This is a genomic window from Streptomyces durhamensis (assembly GCF_000725475.1).
Lineage (GTDB): Bacteria > Actinomycetota > Actinomycetes > Streptomycetales > Streptomycetaceae > Streptomyces > Streptomyces filipinensis.
This window is the reverse complement of record NZ_JNXR01000003.1, coordinates 39,569-57,127: the sequence shown is the minus strand read 5'-3', so window position 1 is coordinate 57,127 and position 17,559 is coordinate 39,569. Positions and strand designations below refer to the sequence as shown.

15 protein-coding genes and 2 pseudogenes are annotated in these 17,559 nt (G+C 72.2%); 7 read left to right on the top strand and 10 right to left on the bottom strand.

Annotation, left to right across the window (positions count from 1 at the left end):
• The first annotated feature begins 47 nt into the window (after positions 1-47).
• The 3 genes from exaC (at position 48) to IO33_RS0103970 (ending at position 6,150) form a co-directional block, all read left to right on the top strand.
• Positions 48-1,571, top strand: a complete 1,524-nt coding sequence (gene exaC, locus IO33_RS0103980; RefSeq protein WP_031160231.1) for an acetaldehyde dehydrogenase ExaC — start codon at positions 48-50, stop codon at positions 1,569-1,571.
• Positions 1,572-1,845: 274 nt separating this feature from the next.
• Entirely contained in the window at positions 1,846-2,226 is a 381-nt protein-coding gene (locus IO33_RS0103975; protein ID WP_031160229.1) for an effector-associated constant component EACC1, read from the top strand.
• 6 nt (positions 2,227-2,232) lie between these two features.
• Positions 2,233-6,150, top strand: coding sequence for a caspase, EACC1-associated type (locus tag IO33_RS0103970; protein WP_031160227.1), 3,918 nt, complete (start codon positions 2,233-2,235; stop codon positions 6,148-6,150).
• Between the two features lie 27 nt (positions 6,151-6,177).
• On the opposite strand, the gene IO33_RS54005 is transcribed toward IO33_RS0103970, so the two are convergent.
• The 7 genes and pseudogenes from IO33_RS54005 to IO33_RS52105 form a co-directional block, all read right to left on the bottom strand.
• A complete protein-coding gene (locus IO33_RS54005; protein WP_425347955.1) occupies positions 6,178-6,408 on the bottom strand; it encodes a DUF4115 domain-containing protein in 231 nt (76 codons plus the stop codon).
• 594 nt (positions 6,409-7,002) lie between these two features.
• Positions 7,003-7,713, bottom strand: a pseudogene (locus tag IO33_RS54000) (serine/threonine-protein kinase); the annotation flags it as partial.
• Positions 7,714-7,917: 204 nt separating this feature from the next.
• Complete coding sequence (locus IO33_RS0103960; RefSeq protein ID WP_031160223.1) at positions 7,918-9,339, bottom strand: DEAD/DEAH box helicase; 1,422 nt, start codon at positions 9,337-9,339, stop codon at positions 7,918-7,920.
• Positions 9,340-9,540: 201 nt separating this feature from the next.
• Positions 9,541-9,981: a lasso peptide biosynthesis B2 protein gene (locus tag IO33_RS0103955; protein WP_031160221.1), complete on the bottom strand. Its 441-nt coding sequence runs from the start codon at positions 9,979-9,981 to the stop codon at positions 9,541-9,543.
• A complete protein-coding gene (locus IO33_RS0103950; protein ID WP_031160219.1) occupies positions 9,978-10,247 on the bottom strand; it encodes a lasso peptide biosynthesis PqqD family chaperone in 270 nt (89 codons plus the stop codon). Before IO33_RS0103950 ends, IO33_RS0103955 begins: the two co-directional genes overlap by 4 nt.
• On the bottom strand, positions 10,244-12,058 hold the full coding sequence (locus IO33_RS0103945; protein WP_031160217.1) for an asparagine synthase-related protein: 1,815 nt from the start codon (positions 12,056-12,058) through the stop codon (positions 10,244-10,246). Before IO33_RS0103945 ends, IO33_RS0103950 begins: the two co-directional genes overlap by 4 nt.
• Before the next feature lie 27 nt (positions 12,059-12,085).
• Positions 12,086-12,226 (bottom strand): lasso RiPP family leader peptide-containing protein, encoded by a 141-nt coding sequence (locus IO33_RS52105; protein ID WP_229854239.1) that lies wholly within the window; start codon positions 12,224-12,226, stop codon positions 12,086-12,088.
• Positions 12,227-13,139: 913 nt separating this feature from the next.
• On the opposite strand from IO33_RS52105, the gene IO33_RS0103935 reads away from it, so the two are divergent.
• Positions 13,140-13,823 (top strand): DedA family protein, encoded by a 684-nt coding sequence (locus IO33_RS0103935; protein ID WP_245235674.1) that lies wholly within the window; start codon positions 13,140-13,142, stop codon positions 13,821-13,823.
• A 73-nt stretch (positions 13,824-13,896) separates the two neighbouring features.
• Here the strand turns inward: IO33_RS0103935 and IO33_RS53735 are convergent.
• Positions 13,897-13,962, bottom strand: a pseudogene (locus tag IO33_RS53735) (hypothetical protein); the annotation flags it as partial.
• 201 nt (positions 13,963-14,163) lie between these two features.
• Between IO33_RS53735 and IO33_RS50255 the strand changes: the two are divergent.
• The gene (locus tag IO33_RS50255; protein ID WP_157857788.1) at positions 14,164-14,448 is read left to right on the top strand and encodes a hypothetical protein; all 285 of its coding nucleotides are present in this window, start codon (positions 14,164-14,166) and stop codon (positions 14,446-14,448) included.
• Between the two features lie 238 nt (positions 14,449-14,686).
• Here the strand turns inward: IO33_RS50255 and IO33_RS0103930 are convergent, their stop codons facing one another.
• The gene (locus IO33_RS0103930; protein WP_031160213.1) at positions 14,687-15,187 is read right to left on the bottom strand and encodes a hypothetical protein; all 501 of its coding nucleotides are present in this window, start codon (positions 15,185-15,187) and stop codon (positions 14,687-14,689) included.
• A 142-nt stretch (positions 15,188-15,329) separates the two neighbouring features.
• Between IO33_RS0103930 and IO33_RS0103925 the strand changes: the two genes are divergently transcribed.
• Positions 15,330-15,689: a DUF779 domain-containing protein gene (locus tag IO33_RS0103925; RefSeq protein ID WP_031160211.1), complete on the top strand. Its 360-nt coding sequence runs from the start codon at positions 15,330-15,332 to the stop codon at positions 15,687-15,689.
• A 168-nt stretch (positions 15,690-15,857) separates the two neighbouring features.
• Entirely contained in the window at positions 15,858-17,048 is a 1,191-nt protein-coding gene (locus IO33_RS0103920) for a phosphodiester glycosidase family protein (protein ID WP_425347953.1), read from the top strand.
• Between the two features lies 1 nt (position 17,049).
• Here the strand turns inward: IO33_RS0103920 and IO33_RS0103915 are convergent, their stop codons facing one another.
• Positions 17,050-17,244: a hypothetical protein gene (locus IO33_RS0103915; RefSeq protein WP_031160206.1), complete on the bottom strand. Its 195-nt coding sequence runs from the start codon at positions 17,242-17,244 to the stop codon at positions 17,050-17,052.
• Between the last annotated feature and the right edge of the window lie 315 nt (positions 17,245-17,559).

Below are 17,559 nucleotides of genomic sequence, written 5' to 3'. Positions count from 1 at the left end.
GAGAGCTGCCCAACGGCGGGCAGTGCTGCACCGGGAGGCAGACCAGCATGACTCGTTACGCGGCGCCGGGCACGGAGGGCGCGATCGTCTCCTACCAGGCGCGCTACGACCACTTCATCGGCGGGCAGTACGTGCCGCCGGTGCGCGGGCAGTACTTCGAGAATCCGTCGCCGGTCAACGGGCAGCCGTTCACCGAGATCGCGCGCGGTACCGCGGAGGATGTCGAGCGGGCGCTGGACGCGGCGCACGAGGCCGCGCCGGCGTGGGGCCGTACGTCGGTGACGGAGCGCAGCGACATCCTGCTGAAGATCGCCGACCGCATGGCGGCCCACCTGGAGCCTCTGGCGGTGGCCGAGAGCTGGGAGAACGGCAAGCCGGTCCGCGAGACCCTGGCGGCCGACATCCCGCTGGCGATCGACCACTTCCGCTACTTCGCGGGCGCGATCCGGGCGCAGGAGGGGTCGCTCGGGGAGATAGACGACGACACGGTGGCGTACCACTTCCACGAGCCGCTCGGGGTCGTCGCGCAGATCATCCCGTGGAACTTCCCGATCCTGATGGCCACGTGGAAGCTCGCACCGGCCCTCGCGGCGGGCAACGCGGTCGTGCTCAAGCCGGCCGAACAGACCCCGGCCTCCATCCACTACTGGGTCAGCCTGATCGCGGACCTGCTGCCGCCCGGTGTGCTGAACATCGTCAACGGCTTCGGCGCGGAGGCGGGCAAGCCGCTGGCGTCCAGCCCGCGCGTGGCGAAGGTGGCGTTCACCGGGGAGACCACGACCGGGCGGCTGATCATGCAGTACGCCTCCGAGAACATCAAGCCCGTCACGCTGGAGCTCGGCGGCAAGTCGCCCAACATCTTCTTCGACGACGTGTGGGCGCATGACGACGACTTCCGCGACAAGGCGCTCGAGGGCTTCACGATGTTCGCGCTCAACCAGGGCGAGGTCTGCACCTGCCCGTCCCGTGCCCTGATCCAGCGCGGTCACTACGCGGAGTTCCTCCAGGCGGCGGTGGAGCGGACGAAGCAGATCAAGCCGGGGCACCCCCTCGACACCGACACGATGATCGGGGCCCAGGCCTCCAACGACCAGTTGGAGAAGATCCTTTCCTACCTGGACATCGGCCGGCAGGAGGGCGCGAGGGTCCTCACCGGTGGTGAGCGCATCGAGTACGACGGCGAGCTGAAGGGTGGGTACTACGTCCAGCCGACGATCTTCGAGGGTGACAACCGGATGCGGGTCTTCCAGGAGGAGATCTTCGGCCCGGTCGTCTCGGTGGCGTCCTTCGACGACTTCGACGACGCCATCAAGATCGCCAATGACACGCTGTACGGCCTCGGTGCGGGCGTGTGGACCCGGGACGCCACCACCGCCTACCGCGCGGGCCGCGCGATCCAGGCGGGCCGGGTGTGGACCAACTGCTACCACGCCTACCCGGCGCACGCGGCGTTCGGCGGCTACAAGCAGTCCGGGATCGGCCGCGAGACGCACAAGATGATGCTGGAGCACTACCAGCAGACGAAGAACCTCCTGGTGTCGTACTCGCCGAAGAAGCTGGGCTTCTTCTAGAGACAGCAAGTCGGTTGCCTGGAGGGAGCTTTACCCCTCCAGGCAACCCAAGCCCGAAGTCGGCATCCGTGTAGAACCGCCGCTGTCCGCCGGCTCGTTCGGCCTGGGTGGAACCGTCGCTGGTGTGAGACGCCCAGGACCCGGCCATCGGCAAGCACTTTCACGCCAACGGCCTGGAGAACAGGGCCAAACGGGGCCTTCGGTGTCAGTGCCGGGCGCTAGTGTCGTTCGCCCGGCAAGGAGCCGGTGAGTCCAGGGGGAGCACGACAGCGCCATGCACGACAACCACACCGGATACCGCCTCTCCGTCGTCGACGAGGACCCGCTGCGCGCCCGCAGGGAAGCGCGCGAACTGCTCGCCGCGCTCGCCGCGGCGGACTCCACGGCCAGGCTGGACCTTCCCGAACCCGGCGGGCCGGCAGGGGTCGGCGACAAAGGCGGCCCGTCCGCCGAGACCGTCGGGCTGCTGCTGAGCGCCGGCTCGTTCGTCGCCGCCCTGGTGCAGGTGTGGCTGGCGCGGATCCCTCAGCGCACGCTCATCGTCAAGCGGCCCGACGGGGCGACCCTGCACATCACCGGCAAGGAGGCCCGCGAGGACGACACGCTGGTCGAGCGGTTCCTCGCGGAGGACGGCGACGACGGCGCGGCGGGCTGAGCGGCGATGACCGACAACGACCGCCACGCCTTACTCGTCGGCGTCTCCACGTACGACAGCGAGACGTACGCCGACCTCCCGGCCGTACGGGCCGACCTGCACTACATGCGGGCGGTGCTGGAGAGCACCGAGATCGGCATGTACAACGAGTGCGCGCTGGCCGCCGAGCCGACGCGCGCGCAGATGCTGCACGCCGTCGAGACGTTCCTGGAGGCCCGGCAGCCCAGTGAGACCGCGCTGCTCTACTTCAGCGGGCATGGCGAGTACTGCGAGCAGGACGGCCAGCTGTACTTCCTGACCCGGGACACCGACCCCGCCGACCTGCCGGGCACGGCCGTACCGGCGGAGTTCCTGGAGCGGATGCTCCAGTCCTGCCGGGCCGCCTCCAAACTGGTCCTGCTGGACTGCTGCTCCAGCGGTTCGGTCGTCCAGGGCTGGACCGCCAAGGGTCCGGCGGGAGAACCGGACCGGCCCGCGCCGAGCACCCTGCTCCGCCCGACCGGCGTGTACTTCATCACCGCGTCCGACGCCCTCCAGGCGGCCTCCGCGATGGCGCCGCCCGGGTCGGGCCTCGGTACCTCCCGGTTCACCGGGGAGATCGTCGAGGGACTGCGCAACGGCTGGATCAAGGCGGGTGGCTGGATCACCCCGGACGACCTCTTCGACTATCTGACGGCCCAGATGACCCGCGACGGCGTACCGGAGGAACAGCGGCCCACCAAGTCCACGATCAGGGCCACCCGAAGCCTTCCCTTCGCCCGGTCGGTGGCACGGCCGGTGCGCCTTCCCGCGCTGCCCCACGACGCGACCGAGGCCGCCCGGCGCTCCCCCGCGCTGCTGAAGGCCCGGGAGCTGGCCGAGGCGGACGAACGGGACGGCGTCGACCGGCAGCGGCTGCTCCGGTACTACGCGGACTGCCTCACCGCACAGGCGGCGGCCGGAATGCGGCCCGAGCGGGACGGCGGCCGTGACACGAAGTACTTCCTGCTGGCCCAGGGCGAGGAGACGATCCAGTCGGGCCGCGGACCTCACATCGTCGCGCCCGGATCGCTGCCCCGCCCACAGGACGGGCCGTCCGGCTCCGACACCGCGGCGGGCACGCGACAGGAGTACTGGTACGGCTATCCGGCGATCACGCTGCCCGCGCGGGACGGCGGCCGGGGGCGGCGCGCGACGGTAGAGCTGGCGCCGCTGCTCATCCAGCAGATGGAGCTGGCACCGGACGAGAACGGCCGGGACGTGCTCCGGCCCAGCGGCGTACCGTCCCTGCACAGCGGTGTCGTCTCAGAACTCCTGGACGCGGGCGACGCCGCCGACCTGGTCGCCCGCTGGCAGCCGGCCTGGCAGGAGGGCAACGACGCCCAGATGCTGCGCGCCATAAGGGATTTGCTGGACGAGTTGGGGCTGCCGGAACTGGAACCGCTGGACCCGTCCGCGCTCAGCGAGCGCACGGTCATGCAGGCACTACGGCCCGGCGCGCACAACGCGGCCGTGCTGCTGGTGCCGTCCGGCGCGGAGGCCATGGCCACCCAGGCGCTGGTGGACAACCTGCTCCAGATCTCCACGCGGACCGAGCAGATCGCGGGCACCGCCCTGGACGCGCTGCTGAGCGGTGAGGCCCGGCAGACGCCGGCCGCGACCGCCCCCGCGGCGGGCCCGGTGACGCCCATCGTCCCCGGGCCGTGCAACGAGAGCCAGGAGAAGGTGATCTCCTCGGCGATGACACAGCCGCTGACGGTGGCGACCGGGCCGCCCGGCACGGGCAAGAGCGAGGTCGTCACCGCGGTCGTCACCACCTGCGTCGCCGCGGGGCAGTCGGTGCTGGTCGCCTCCACGAACAACGAGGCCGTGGACGTCGTCGCCCAGCGCTGCGACGACATCGCGCCCGGCCTGCTGATGCGGACGGGCAACGCGCAGGCGTTGGAGCGGGAGGCGGCCAAACTGGAACGGCTGCTCGCCGCACCGGTCGAGGCACCGCGTCGCGGATCGGCCACCGTGGGCGGCGAGCTGCGCAACACCCGGGGGATGGCCGACCGGCTGCGGGCGGAGGCGGCACACCGCGTCGGTGAGGAAGAACGCCTGCTGGAACTGCTCCGCGACCGTGAGGAGCGGGCCGCAGCCCTGGAGCTTCCCCTGTCCCTTCTCGAAGAGGCCTGGGCGGTGGACGCGGAGGGCGTCGCACCGCTGGGCCGGTGGGCGCAGAGGGCCCGGAAGACGGCCGCGGCCCGCCGGTGGCAGCTGGGGGCATGGAGGCGTGGGCGCGCGCTCGCCGCGCTGGTCTCGGCCGGGGCGGAGCACTCCGAGGGGACCGGGCCGGCCTGGCCGGAGTGGGCGACGGCACGACCGGTGCCCTCCGAGCTGCTGGAGTCCCTGGCCGGGATCGTCTCCGTGGAGCGGGAACTGCGCGAGCTCGTCCGCAGGCACCGGGAATGGGACGAGGAAGGCCTCGAAGAGCGCCGGCTGGCGACGGCGGGCGCACTGTCCCGCCTGGCCGCGGAACTGTCCCGCGCACTGTCCGCCGAGACCCTCGGCCGTGCCGCCGGGCTCATGAACCAGCGGCTCCAGGCGCTCCGCCGCCGCTCGGGCTACCAGCGCAGCCAGAAGAACCTGATGACGCACATCAAGGGTTGGGCCGTCAGCACCCACTCGGTGCGGCAGCTGGAACTCACCCCGAAGCTGTTCGATCTCGTGGTCATCGACGAGGCCAGCCAGTGCTCCGTTCCGTCCGTGCTGCCGCTGCTGTTCCGGGCCCGCCGGGCACTGATCATCGGTGATCCCATGCAGCTCGGGCACATCCCCGGCGTGTCACCGCAGCAGGAGCGGCAGGCACGGGTACGGGCCGGTCTGAGCGCCGCGCAACTGGAGCACCACCGCCTCACCTACCACGTGCACTCCTCCTACCACGCGGCCGAACAGCACGGCGACAGCACGCTGCTCCTCGACGAGCACTACCGCTGCCATCCGCGGATCGCGGACGTCGTCAACGGCCACTGCTACGGCGGCCGGTTGCGGGTGCTGACGGACGTGCGGCGGCAGGCACCGGCGCACGACCCGGTGGGCGCGGCCGACCCGGCACCGGTGCTCGGCTGGGTCGACGTACCGTCGGGGGAATCGGCGCGCGGCGGCGAGGGGCGGTCCTGGCGGAACGCGGGGGAAGCCGAGGCCGTGCGGCGCGTGGTCGACGGGCTGCTGGCAGGGCTTGCGCCGGACACGACGGTGGGAGTGGTCACGCCGTTCCGGGCGCAGAAGGAGACGTTGGCACGGATGTGGCGGGACGACGACCGGGTCCGGGTCGGCACCGTCCACACCTTCCAGGGCGGACAGCGCGACGTGATGGTGCTCAGCCCGGTGGCGGCGCACAACACACCGCCCCGGACGACGCACTGGGTCGCGAGCCAGGTCAACCTGTGGAACGTGGCGGTCACCCGGGCCAAGTCGCAGCTGATCACCGTGGGCGGCCGCGCCTTCTGGCAGGACCAGAGCGGCCTGCCGGCCCTCCTCGCCGCGCGCTCCGCTCTGCTGGGAGCCGACGCGGACGGCACGATGGCCGAGACCGAAACGCCCGGCCCGGTGACCGCGGTCCGCGAAGACCTCGCCGACCGCCTGCAGCGCTACCTGAATGGACGAGGTATCACCGATCTGGAGCGGACGGCGCTGGTGGGCGGACAGCCGGTGGACCTGCTGTTCACCGACGCCGGCAGGAACACGGCGGTGTTGATCGACCCCGGCCCGGGGCCCGGCGACGACCCCGCCCGGCACCTTCGGCTCCTCCACGCGCGAGGCGACCTGCTCACCGGACTGCCCTCCGGGGGACATGGGGCCAAGCCCTGCCCGGTGAGCCGGACGGTGCGGGTACCCGCCTGGCGGATCCTGGCGGGCGACACCGCGCTGGCACCGCTGCTCGACTGGCTCCCGGACGGGTAAGCCCATCATGCCTGGCGTCTCTACCGGCTAGTCGCCTCTGCTGTAGGTGAGACGTTCGACCTGGCCGGGCGGGAAGTCGTCCGGGACCTCCTTGCCGTTGACGACAAGCTGGAGGACGGAGGCATCGCCAAGGACCAGGGTGATCTGGTCCTTGTCCGTGAAGTTCTTGGTCTCGCCGTTGTCCAGCAGTCCGTCGAACAGGATGCGGCCGTCGTGGTCCTTCGCCGAGATCCAGCTCCGCCCGCTCCTGCCACTCACCACGACCGTGACCCGGTCCTTGGGTGCTGCGCTCACCCGGGACGATGAGGGCGTGGACGGTGGAGCGGAAGCCCGCGACGTGGGCCGCCGGGCATCCGAAGCGGTGACGGAGGGGCCGCCGCCCTTGTTGTCGTCCCCAGGCCGTGTGAGGGAGAGGAGGCCTCCCACGAGCGCGCTCGTCACGACCACGGCCGCGATCAGCAGGATGATCACACGGGGCCTGCGCGAGGGTTCGGCCTGGGCGCGGCGGGGAGGGGCGTCGCCGCGGCCGGGATCGGCGGGAGGCTCGACCGGGACCGGCGGTGCGACGCGCGTCCGGTCACGGTTGGCGAGAGCGAGTGTGTTGTTCGGGTCCGGGTTCTGCTCCGGACCCGGGTTCGGGTCCGGGTCCGGGTCCGGGTTCACCTCCGGGCTAGGGTTCACCTCCGGGCTAGGGTTCACCTCCGGGCTAGGGTTCACCTCCGGGCTAGGGTCCTGGTCCGGGCTAGGGTTCAGGTCCGGGCTAGGGTTCAGGTCCGGGCTAGGGTCCTGATCCGGGCTAGGGTCCTGGTCCGGGCTAGGGTCCTGGTCCGGGTTCAGGTCAGGGTTCGCGCCGAGCGAGCCCAGGAGTGCCTCGGGCGTGGGACGGGCGGCCGGATCCTTGGAGAGGCAGGCGGCGACCAGCGACCGCAACTCCCCCGGCAGCGCGGAGAGATCCGCGGGCTCGTGCACCGCCCGGTACATCAGCCCCAGGGGCGTCCCGGTGCCGAACGCGCTGCCCCCGGCCGCCGCGACGAGTACGGCCCCGAGCGCGAACACATCGGCGGCACCGCCGACGTCGTCGCCTTGCGCCTGCTCGGGCGCGAGGTATCCGGGAGTGCCGAAGGCCGCCCCGGTGGCGGTCAGCCGGGTGGACTCCACGGCCCGGGCGATGCCGAAATCGAGGACGCGTGGGCCGTCGTCGGCCATGATGATGTTGCCCGGCTTCAGATCCCGGTGTACGAGCCCGCAGGCGTGGACGGCTTGGAGCGCTTCGGCCAGCGCTGCCCCGAGAGACCTCAGCTGCTCTTCGTCCATCGGCCCTTGAAGCTCGATCAGCTCGGCGAGCGTGGGCCCGGGGATGTACGCGGTGGCCAGCCAGGGCGCCTCCGCGTCGGGATCGGCGTCGACGACCGGAGCCGTGTGGAAACCGCCGACCCTGCGGGCGGCCGCGACCTCTGCGCGGAACCGTTCACGGAAGTGCGGGTCGGCCGCCAGTTCGGGGCGGGCCACCTTGACCGCGACGGCCCGGCCGCCCGGTGACCGGGCGAGGTAGACCGTCCCCATGCCGCCCGCGCCCAGCTCTCGCTCGACGGTGTAGACACCGATCCGCCGTGGCAGGCCCGCGTCGTTCTCCATCGCCTGCACGCCTCCCCCTGCGCACGGTCACCCGTACGTGACGCCGTCCGGTGCACCCCGGCCGGTCTCCGTCCCGCGTATCCGCCCAGCAGCGTAGACGAAGCCACCACCCGGAGGTCCGGGAAGCCGGTCTCAGCCGCCGCGCCGCACCCGGGCCGCCTTGCGGGCCTCCGCGAGCTTGCGTGCCTCGCTGCTCTTGCGGGACGGCCTGCCGCCGGAGCCGCCCTTCGCGTCCTTGGTGCTGCCCAGGCCGCGGAACGGGGCGTTGTGGTGATGGGGGCGCGGTACGGCCGGCCCGCCGTCAAGAGGCTGTCCGGAGGGGGCCTGGGCACCGGTGATCCGGCTCAGCTCCGCCTCGCCGGACCGCACTTTGGTGACCTTGGGGGCGACGTCGGCGTCCGTCATGACCTGACTCGTCTCGCGGCGCTGTCCCGACAGGACGAGTGTCACGACGGTGCCGGAGCGGCCGGCCCGGGCCGTGCGGCCCGCGCGGTGCAGATAGTCCTTCGGGTCGGTGGCCGGGTCGACGTTGACCACGAGGTCGAGGTCGTCGACGTGCAGTCCGCGGGCGGCGACGTTCGTCGCCACCAGCGCGGTGACCTGTCCGTTCTTGAACTGGGCCAGGGTGCGGGTGCGCTGCGGCTGGGACTTGCCGCTGTGCAGGGCGGCGGCGGCCACGCCGCTGGCCCGCAGATGCCGCGTGAGCTGGTCGACGCCGTGCTTGGTGTCCAGGAACAGCAGGACGCGGCCGTCCCGAGCGGCGATCTCGGTGGTCACGGCGTACCGGTCCGGGCCGTGCACGACGAGGACGTGGTGCTCGATCGCGGAGACCGCGCTGGACGAAGGGTCCACGGAGTGGACGGCGGGCTCGCGCAGGTAGCGCCGCACCAGCTGGTCGACGTCGCGGTCGAGGGTGGCGGAGAACAGCATCCGCTGCCCGTCGGGACGCACCTGGTCCAGGATCTCGGTGACCTGCGGCAGGAAGCCCATGTCACACATCTGGTCGGCCTCGTCCAGGACCGTGATGCGCACCCGTCCCAGTCGGCAGCCCTTGCGCTCGACGAGGTCGTGCAGCCGGCCGGGCGTGGCGACGACGATCTCGGCGCCGTCCCGCAGCGCGGCGGCCTGTCGGCCGATGGACACTCCGCCCACCACGGTGGCGAGCCGCAGCCGCAGCGCCTCGGCGTACGGGGTGAGCGCCTCACCGACCTGCTGCGCCAGCTCCCTGGTGGGCACCAGAACGAGCGCCAGCGGCTCTTTCGGCTGCGCGCGCCGCCCGGCCGTCCGGGCGAGCATCCCCAGGCCGAAGGCGAGCGTCTTGCCGGATCCCGTGCGGCCCCGGCCCAGGACGTCCCGTCCCGCGAGCGCGTTCGGCAGCGCGGCCGCCTGGATGGGGAAGGGCACGGTCACACCGCGCTCGTCGAGCGCCCGCAGAACCTCCGCCGGCAACCCCAGCTCGGCGAAGGACACCGCGCTGGGCCCTGCCGGAGTGGCGCGCGACGCCTCGGACACATCGTCCTGCTGCCGGGCATCGGTACGTGCTGATTCGCTCACAGAGAGCCTTCCTCCGAAGGGACCGTACCGAGGAAGGCGCGGCAGGGACTCGGCCGCCGGCCGGAGACACCGAACGGGGCACCGGCACAGCGACGCTGCAAACCCGCAACGTTAGCACGGGGCACGCCGCCCGGGCCTCCCTCCCGTGATCGCGCCGCTCAGCCGAGCGCCGTCGCTTCCTGTTGCTGCCGGCGCCGGACCCTAGGGCGACCGCTTCGGATGCGAGTCCTCGACAGGGCCGACCGTCAGGAGGGGCCGGAAGTGTCCGGCGGGATGCGGTTCTCCGACCGGGAGTCCCTCGGCTTCGACCCAGGCGTGGGCCGCGAAGGGATTCGTGCGGACGCCCGTGCACCAGGTGGGCCAGGTCCCGCGCGCTCGGCACAGGAGGGCGGTCGCCACCGAGCGCTGCAGGCAGGCCTGCCCCGCGCATCGCAGGCTGACCGAGACCACGGCCGCGCGGGCCGCCGCGGCCTGGTCCGCGGTGGCCGGCGCGGCTCGGCGGCGGGCGAACTCCAGTACCGTGCGCAGCTTGGACGGAGAGAGCCTGCCGAGGATCCGGGCGACGGCCACGGCCAGGAGAGGAACCACTCGACGGTGCGGTGGCAGCCGATCACGGCGGGACAGCGCCACGGGGATGCTCATCGCTTCTCCCGGAGCAGGTCCGCCGAGCGCAGGGAGGCCAGCACAGCCGCCACGTCGTCGTGAGCGCGTGTGACGGCAATGGCGTGCTCGGAAGCGAGGGTCAGCGCGGCCTGCTCGGCGGTCGCACCGCTGGTCAGACTGCGGAGGACCGCGAGCCCTGTGGTGTTGAGCTGCCAGTAGCGGCCGGTCCGTTCGTGCAGGAGTACAGCTCCGTCGTCGGTTTCGGCCAGGGACACCTGCGGGTTGAGGAAGTAGGTGACGCTCACGCTCGTTCGTGTCGCCTTTCGTTCTGGGCGAGGTGGCGTGCGGCGCGGAACCAGGTCTCGCAGCCGAGCAGGTGCTCGACCGCGAAGTTCCTGGTGAGGTCGGCCTGCGGGGTGAGCAGCTGGGAGCGGACCGCGGCTGCCGAGATCAGGCCGGCCTTGGCCAGTTCCGAGTCCGCGAACAGGTCCAGGAGTCCGTCGCGGCTGCGGCTGAGCCCCGTGCGCAGGTCCTCGTCGAAGGAGCCCTTGGTGGTCCGGGCGCGGATCCGTTCGGGCAGGACGTCCCGCATCGCGGTGGCCAGCAGGGGCTTGTACTCCCATGGCGTGCAACGCTCGTGCACGCGTACGGCCAGAGCGGCTTCTACGACGCGGTCGTCGAGGTAGGGCTGATGCAGTCGGATCCCCGCCGTGTCGAAGAGGCGCGCGAACTGCCGGTACGCCGGTGCGGTCGCCCGCAGCGCCACCCGGAACTGGTGCTGGCCGCGATCGGCGGCGAAGGCGTGGGCACCGTCGGCGGCCTTGCGCAGCTCCGACCCGGCCGCGTCGACGGCGGCCGGCGTCACCCAGACCGGGGCGCGCAGCGGTATCAGCCCCCAGCCCAACGGCGGGTGTCTGGGGGCCGGGGCACGGTCGGTGAGGGAATCGGCCTCGTCGCGCCACCAGTCGCGTACCGAATCCGCGCGGGCGAGTTCCGCGAGCATCCCGCGCAGGGGCCAGCGGTTGAGGGCCTGGTAGCCGCGCAGGTGACGCAGGGCGAGCCAGGGGCGCCGGCGCAGCAGCCGGTGCAGATAGCCGGGGAGCCTGCCGAACAGTTCGTCCGCGCCGTGTCCCGCCAGGTGCGCCCGCGAGCCGCGGTCGGCGAGGAGGCCGACTGTGTGCTTCATGCGGGCCAGCGTCCGGGTGAAGAGGTACGGCTGTTCGGTGTCCGCCAGGTCCGCGGGGTGCGCGAACAGGGCGGGCAGTTCGCGCTGCGGCACCACCACGTGGGAAGCCTGGTCGAGCAGTGCCGCCGAGTGTGCCGCGAACGCCGCGTCGTCGTTGCCCAGGTCCGCCTCGCCCCAGCGGAAGGTCAGCAGCTGGGGGGCGCTCCGGGCGGCGAGGAAACACAGCGCGGTGGAATCCATGCCACCGGACAGGTCCGCGCTCAGCGGGCGCGGACCGGACGTGCGGCTGCCCACGGCGTCCGACAGTGCGGCGTGTACCGCGGGCGCGCCCTCTGCCAGGGTGAGGCCGGCCTCCGGGGCCTGCCACCAGCGGACCTCCCGTGCACGGTCTCCTGTCATGATCAGGCAGTGGTCGTCCGGGACCGCGGAGATCCCGGACCAGACGCTCGCGGTGCCCAGCGGAGCCGGCAACCGGCCGCCGGTCGCCAATCGGGCCGCGAGCACGCCTTCGTCCACGCCGGCGCCGGTCAGGCGTGCCAGGGTGTCGGGACGGTCGGACGCCACGGCATGACCATCCACCCGGGTGTGGAAGACCTGGCGCAGGCCGGTGACGCTGCCGCGGACACTCGTTCCGTCCGGGGAGGAGACGATCAGGTGACAGCTGCCGGGAAGCTGCCGGGCCAGGGCTGCGGCATCGGACTGTGACGTCACCTGTCCGGCCAGCCGGGTGAGGCGTGCGGTGGTGACCGGACAATGTCCGATCACCACCACCCGCACCGGGCCCGCCTGAGCCTGAACCATTTCGTCTGCCCCCCACCGGCCGACCAGCCAGGGCTTGCCCGACGGGTGGGGGATGACCTGCGGTGACTCGTAGAGCCACGTGGGGTCTGCGGGACAACGCTCGGGCAGGACGACGAACCCGGTGCTCATCTCACTCCGTCCGACGCGGTCGGTTGATCACCAGCCCTGGTGGGCGAGGAAATCGGTGTGGTCGCTGCCGAAGCCGAGCGTGTCCTCCGAGAACTCGCCGACGGCCGTCAGCGCGGGCGGTTCGTAGCTCTGCTGAACCGACGATTCCTCGAGCTGCTGGTTCTCCACTGTTCTCTCCTTCCATACGGGCCCCGTGCGAGGCCACCGGGCGGGGACCGCCCGGAGTGCGAGGTTGTTTCCGCGAGGCTTGCGCCCGTCACCGGGCAGGTGCCACGGTCGACGCAGTGTCACCGCACCGAAAGACCCCGGTGTGCGATGCCGGAAATTGACCGCACGAGCGTGCCAGCTGTTCCGAAGGGTCATCGATTCAGCCGCGGTCGTGCGGCGGCCTCACTGTCGTGCCTGATTCCACCGGCACCGGGGGAAGACGCCGAGGGAAGACTCGGATACGGCGCTTCCGGGTCGTACTCATGGACCCTTGGGGAATGCAGCCGCCGAGCGGGCAAGGGAAATCGACGTCATGTGGATACGCGCGGTGCGGCCCATCTGACGGTGCCCCGGCCGTCGGTCGGCGACGGGACCTCCGAGGTCCGTCAGACGCATCGCCGCAGCGTGATTTCCTGTGGCGCAGGGAAAGAACGCGACCCGAAGCGGAATTCACTGTCGTCGTTCGGTGATATCAAGAATGGCGCGACACCCAACAACCTCTGCCCCCCGTCCCCGTCGGGTGGCGCGCTCCGAACTCCCTCACGCCCCACCCGTTTCTCTTTCGACCAAGAGACTCGCATCTTCGAAGATTCTCGCACAACCATGCGAGCCCCAAATGGCCGGATACACTCTCACGACTTCTCCTTTACCCCGCCGAAAAGAGAAGCCGGGGAACGTGAAAATCAGCTACTTAAAGTAGTGTCACCTCGGTAACACGCCTGAGGTTGATCACGTAACGTGGCGCCACGGAGGCCCTGGATCGGCCGCGGTCCGCCGGAGCAGGGAGCGGTAGGCGCAAAATGATCGCTCTCACGCGGGACGCCGGCGAAGCCGGGAAGCAGCCCGGAGCGGGCGTTTTCGGGGTGGGCGGGCGATGCTGGTGAGCGAACAGCCCTGCGAGGAGGCCAGGAGGCCCGGCCAGGTGATAGCCGTCAACCCGATGAACAGCGCCTCGGTGCTGGCCGCGTTCGGCGCGATCGGCGTCCTGGTGGTGATCTTCGCGGAGTCCGGTCTGCTGGTCGTCGGCTTCTTCCTGCCCGGTGACACCCTGCTGTTCCCGGCCGGCGTCCTGTGCGCCGGCAACGCGGACCAGGGGCCCCGGCTGGCGTTGTGGCAGGTGCTGCTGTGCGCGGCGGTCGGGGCGGTGGCCGGCGGGCACGTCGGGTATCTGATCGGGCAGCGCGGCGGACGGGCCCTGCTGGCCCGTACCTCAAGCCGGCGGCTGAAGGCGGCTGCCGCGCGGGCCGAGGAGCTGCTGGCCCGGTACGGCCACGGGAAGGCGCTGGTCATCGGCCGGTTCGTGCCGCTGGTGCGGACGGTGCTGCACCCTGTGGCCGGCGCGCTCGGTGTGCCCGTGCGGACCTTCACGCTCTGGCAGACGGTGGGCGGGGTGCTGTGGTCGCAGATGCTCGTCCTTGCCGGGTACACCCTCGGCGCCTCCGTCCCGCACCTGGACGACTACCTGCTTCCGCTGGTCGCCGTGGTCGTGGTGCTGTCGATGCTGCCGCTCCTGTTCGAGGCCCGCCGCACCCGCCGGGAACAGCGCGCCCGCCGCTGAGCGGCACCGGCAGCTCCGCCAGGTCGGTGTCGGACACGTTCAGCGGGTCGTCGGCCGGCACCGTCAGGTCGGCGCGGTGCCCGACGGAGAGCCGGCCCGCCCGGTCCTCCCCCGCGGCCCAGGCAGGGCTGACGGTCATGGCCTGGAGCGCCAGCAGCGTGGTGAGGGCCTGGTCGGGGGCGTGCGGCGGAAGGAGAGAGGCGGAAGGAGAGAGGCGGGGCGGCGGTGCCGGGCGCCGGCCATCACCTTCGGCGGCGGGTACGGCACGATGGGCCGATCGGAGCCGCGGACGACCCGCACCCCGGCCTCCCCCAGGTCCCGGCAGCGCAACGCTGGTGCCGTGCATGAAGAGCTTCACGCCCGCCACCCGCCACAGCACACCGGCGGCGACCTGGACCCGGACGAGCCCGGCCGGCATCGTCGTCCGCCTCCGGCCTGCTCGGCCCGAGCACGGCCGACCGGCCCTCGGCGCGGGCGTGGGCGCATCTCCGGGCTGTGCGCGGTCACCGTCTGCACCGGGCCCGTGGCCGCCGCCTGGGCGGTGTCGACCTGGCCCTGCCGGGGGCTGATCATTTCCTGCGCGGTGTACGCGCTGCTCATGCGCCGTGTCCGTGCCGCCGGGTGAGGTGCGGGCCACCGGTGCAGCCGGCGCCGGGAACTCCGGGGCCGTCGATCCCCGCCACCGCGCGAAGCCGGCGGCGACCGGGCGAGGTCCGCGGCGGCCCCGGGTCCTCCTCGTGCTCTCGCCGGGTCCGGCTGTGACGAAGAGTGCAGCCCAGCGCCACCGGTAGGGCGCCGGCGAGTCGGTGGGCGTCTCGGCGGGCGCGCCACCGGTACGCGCGCCCGGCCGGGCGGCGGATGGGTCAGTGTGGTCCGCGGTCCTTGCGGCGTTTGCGGTTCGGGCGGCGCGGGCGGTGGACCGTGTCCATCTCCCCTATCGCGGCCCGGACATGGGCCGGATCGCCCGGCCGGGAACCCCCGGCACACCACCAGGACGGGCGCCCGGCGTCCTCGGTGACGTGCATCCCGAGCCCGTGCAGGGTACAGACGGGCCAGGCCTGCCACAGGAGCTCCATGACCGTGTCCTGGGCGGCCTCGGCGACGGCCCGGAGGGCCCCGGCGGCGGACGGCTCCGGCCACAGGGAGTTGCCGTGCGAGTCGCCGTTCGCGAGGGCCACATGTACCCGCTCGCTCTCGTCCGGGTCCCCCTCCCAGCCCGGATACGCGACGAGGCACAGCGGGCGCTGACCGGGCAGGGCCGCGGCCAGGTCCCGGTTGACCGCGGCCAGCGCCTGGTCCCAGAGCGGATGTTCGCCCGTCGTGACGAAGCGCGGGTCGGGCGGGAGGAAGGGCGAAGAACGCATGGGCCCATCCTCTCAGCCGGCCGCCGTACCACCGGGCGGCGACCAGGCACGGGGCAAGGACGCGTTCTGGACGGGGCGGTGACGAGCCGTGAGACTGGCGGGGTCCGGCACCCGGCGCCCCGGCTCTTCAGGACGGTGACCCATGGATGAGGAAATCCCCCGCGTCGAACTCACCCCTATGGCCGCGGACCTGGTGCGGCGGCTGCACGCCGAGCACGGTCCGCTGATGTTCCACCAGTCCGGCGGCTGCTGCGACGGCAGCGCGCCCATGTGCTACCCGGACGGCGAGTTCCGTACCGGCGACTCGGACGTGCTGCTGGCGGAGCTGGCGGTGGACGGGGTGGCCGAGCCGGTCACCTTCTGGATGTCCCGGAGTCAGTACCAGGCGTGGAGCCACACCCGGTTGATCGTGGACGTCGTCCCCGGACGGGGTAGCGGCTTCTCGCTGGAGGCACCCGAGGGGGTGCGTTTTCTCACTCGTTCTCGCGTAGTCGAGGCCTAGTCGGCCCGGCGGTCGCCGCGCTCTGGTCCACTGCCCCGTAGAACCCGTACGGAACCCCTACGGAACCCGAACGGGAAAGCCCGTGCGGCAGGGACAGTTGACGAGACATCAGGGGGCACGGTGACCAGACGTCGCAGGCGTTCGGCAGCGGGCAGAGCGGTTCTCACGGTGGTCACGGCGTTCGGTGTGCTGGCCGGTGCGGCCCTGGCGGGGGCGGCACCGGCCGGCGCCGTCGCGGCCGGCAAGCGGATCGCGCCGGGCGTCACCTACCGGCAGTTCGACGTCGAAGCGGGCGCGGGCCCGGCTCACGCCCATCTGCTCACGGTCGACCTCGCCAATCCGCACGTCCGCGTGGGCCTGCTGTATCCGGGCGCGGTGGCGGCCCGGACCACCGTCTCCCGGCTGGCGGACTCGGCCGGGGCGGTCGCGGGGGTCAACGGTGACTTCTTCAACATCACCGAGACCCAGCACCCGGGCGTGGAGGCCACCGGCGCGAGCGTCGGACCGGCGATCGCGGACGGGCAGGTGCTCAAGGCCGCGGTGCCGACCGGGCAACGGTTCGGGCCCGCGCTGCCGCCGGGGACGAGCACCCGGGACGTCTTCGGCGTGGGCACCGACCGGCGGGCCCGGCTGGACCGCCTCTCCCTCCTCGGCAGCGTCGTCACACCGGAGGGTGCCTTCCCCCTGAAGGGCCTCAACCAGTACGCGCTCGCCGAGAACTCCGTCGGCGCCTTCACCTCGCGCTGGGGCAGTGCCTCCCGGATGCGCGCGGTGTGCGGCAGCGACACCCAGCGGTCGGCGCCGTGCAGCGGCGACACCTACGAGGTGCGCATCGTGGACGGCCGGGTGGTCTCCGTCTCCGACACCCCGGGCAGCGGGACGATCCCGGCGGGCGCCACGGTCCTCGTGGGCCGTGAGGAGGGCGCCCAGCGGCTGCGCAAGCTCTCGGTGGGGGACGCGGTGACCGTGAAGCACAGCATGGTGGCGGCCTCGTCCGGGGTGCCGTACGCGTTCGCGATCGGGGGCTTCCCCGTCCTGCGGGACGGCGAGGCGCTGTCCGGCCTGGACGACGTCACCTCGACGGTGCGCACGGTCGTGGGCTTCAAGGGCGGCGGACACCAACTGCTGATCCTGGCGTTGGACGGGGCCACCGAGTACCGGTCCGGGATGACGGTCGCGGAGGAGGCCGGCACCATGCGCTCGCTGGGCGCCTCCGACGCGTTCAACCTCGACGGCGGCGGTTCGACGGAGCTGGTCACCCGGGACGACGGCGCGAGCGCCGTGACGGTCCGCAACCATCCGAGCAGCGGCGCCGAACGGCCCGTCGCGAACGGGATCGGCGTCTTCTCGGCCCCCTGATTCAGGGCCGCAGGCTGCTCACCAGCTCGGCGGTCGTGGTGAGCCCACTGCTGATGGTGGGCGCCATGCTCGTGCCGGCCAGGAAGAAGCCGAGCAGCATGCAGACCAGGGCGTGGGACATCTTCAAGGCGCCGTTGCGCACGAAGATCACGGCAATGATCAGCAGCAGCAGCACCACAGAGATGGAAATGGCCATCGCGAACCTCCTCCGCCACGCCCCTTGAGCGGCGTTCGGCCGCAAGTGTGGCGTAGCGGAGGGTTTGTTCGGGTGGCTGACGTGTCCCCCAAACGTGTGGTGTCACGCGGTGGTGCGGGCGTCGGAGATGACGGCGGTGACCGGTCCGGGGCGGACGCGGCCGCGTGCGTAGCGAAGGGGGTATGCGTGCACCCGCCACGCGAAGGAGGGCGTCTTACGGGGAGTTGGCGCGCGGTTCACATGCCCGGAGACCGTGCGGCGGAGCCCACGCGCGGAAGAGCCCGCCCCGGGTGGGGCGGGTTCCCGCGGGAGTGC

Bases quoted from the DNA above. Each gene is read 5' to 3' on its own strand.
- exaC (WP_031160231.1), top strand. From the start codon at position 48: ATGACTCGTTACGCGGCGCCGGGCACGGAGGGCGCGATCGTCTCCTAC.
- IO33_RS0103975 (WP_031160229.1), top strand. From the start codon at position 1,846: ATGCACGACAACCACACCGGATACCGCCTCTCCGTCGTCGACGAGGAC.
- IO33_RS0103970 (WP_031160227.1), top strand. From the start codon at position 2,233: ATGACCGACAACGACCGCCACGCCTTACTCGTCGGCGTCTCCACGTAC.
- IO33_RS0103955 (WP_031160221.1), bottom strand. From the start codon at position 9,981: ATGAGCATCCCCGTGGCGCTGTCCCGCCGTGATCGGCTGCCACCGCAC.
- IO33_RS0103945 (WP_031160217.1), bottom strand. From the start codon at position 12,058: ATGAGCACCGGGTTCGTCGTCCTGCCCGAGCGTTGTCCCGCAGACCCC.
- IO33_RS0103935 (WP_245235674.1), top strand. From the start codon at position 13,140: ATGCTGGTGAGCGAACAGCCCTGCGAGGAGGCCAGGAGGCCCGGCCAG.
- IO33_RS0103930 (WP_031160213.1), bottom strand. From the start codon at position 15,187: ATGCGTTCTTCGCCCTTCCTCCCGCCCGACCCGCGCTTCGTCACGACG.
- IO33_RS0103925 (WP_031160211.1), top strand. From the start codon at position 15,330: ATGGATGAGGAAATCCCCCGCGTCGAACTCACCCCTATGGCCGCGGAC.
- IO33_RS0103915 (WP_031160206.1), bottom strand. From the start codon at position 17,244: ATGGCCATTTCCATCTCTGTGGTGCTGCTGCTGCTGATCATTGCCGTG.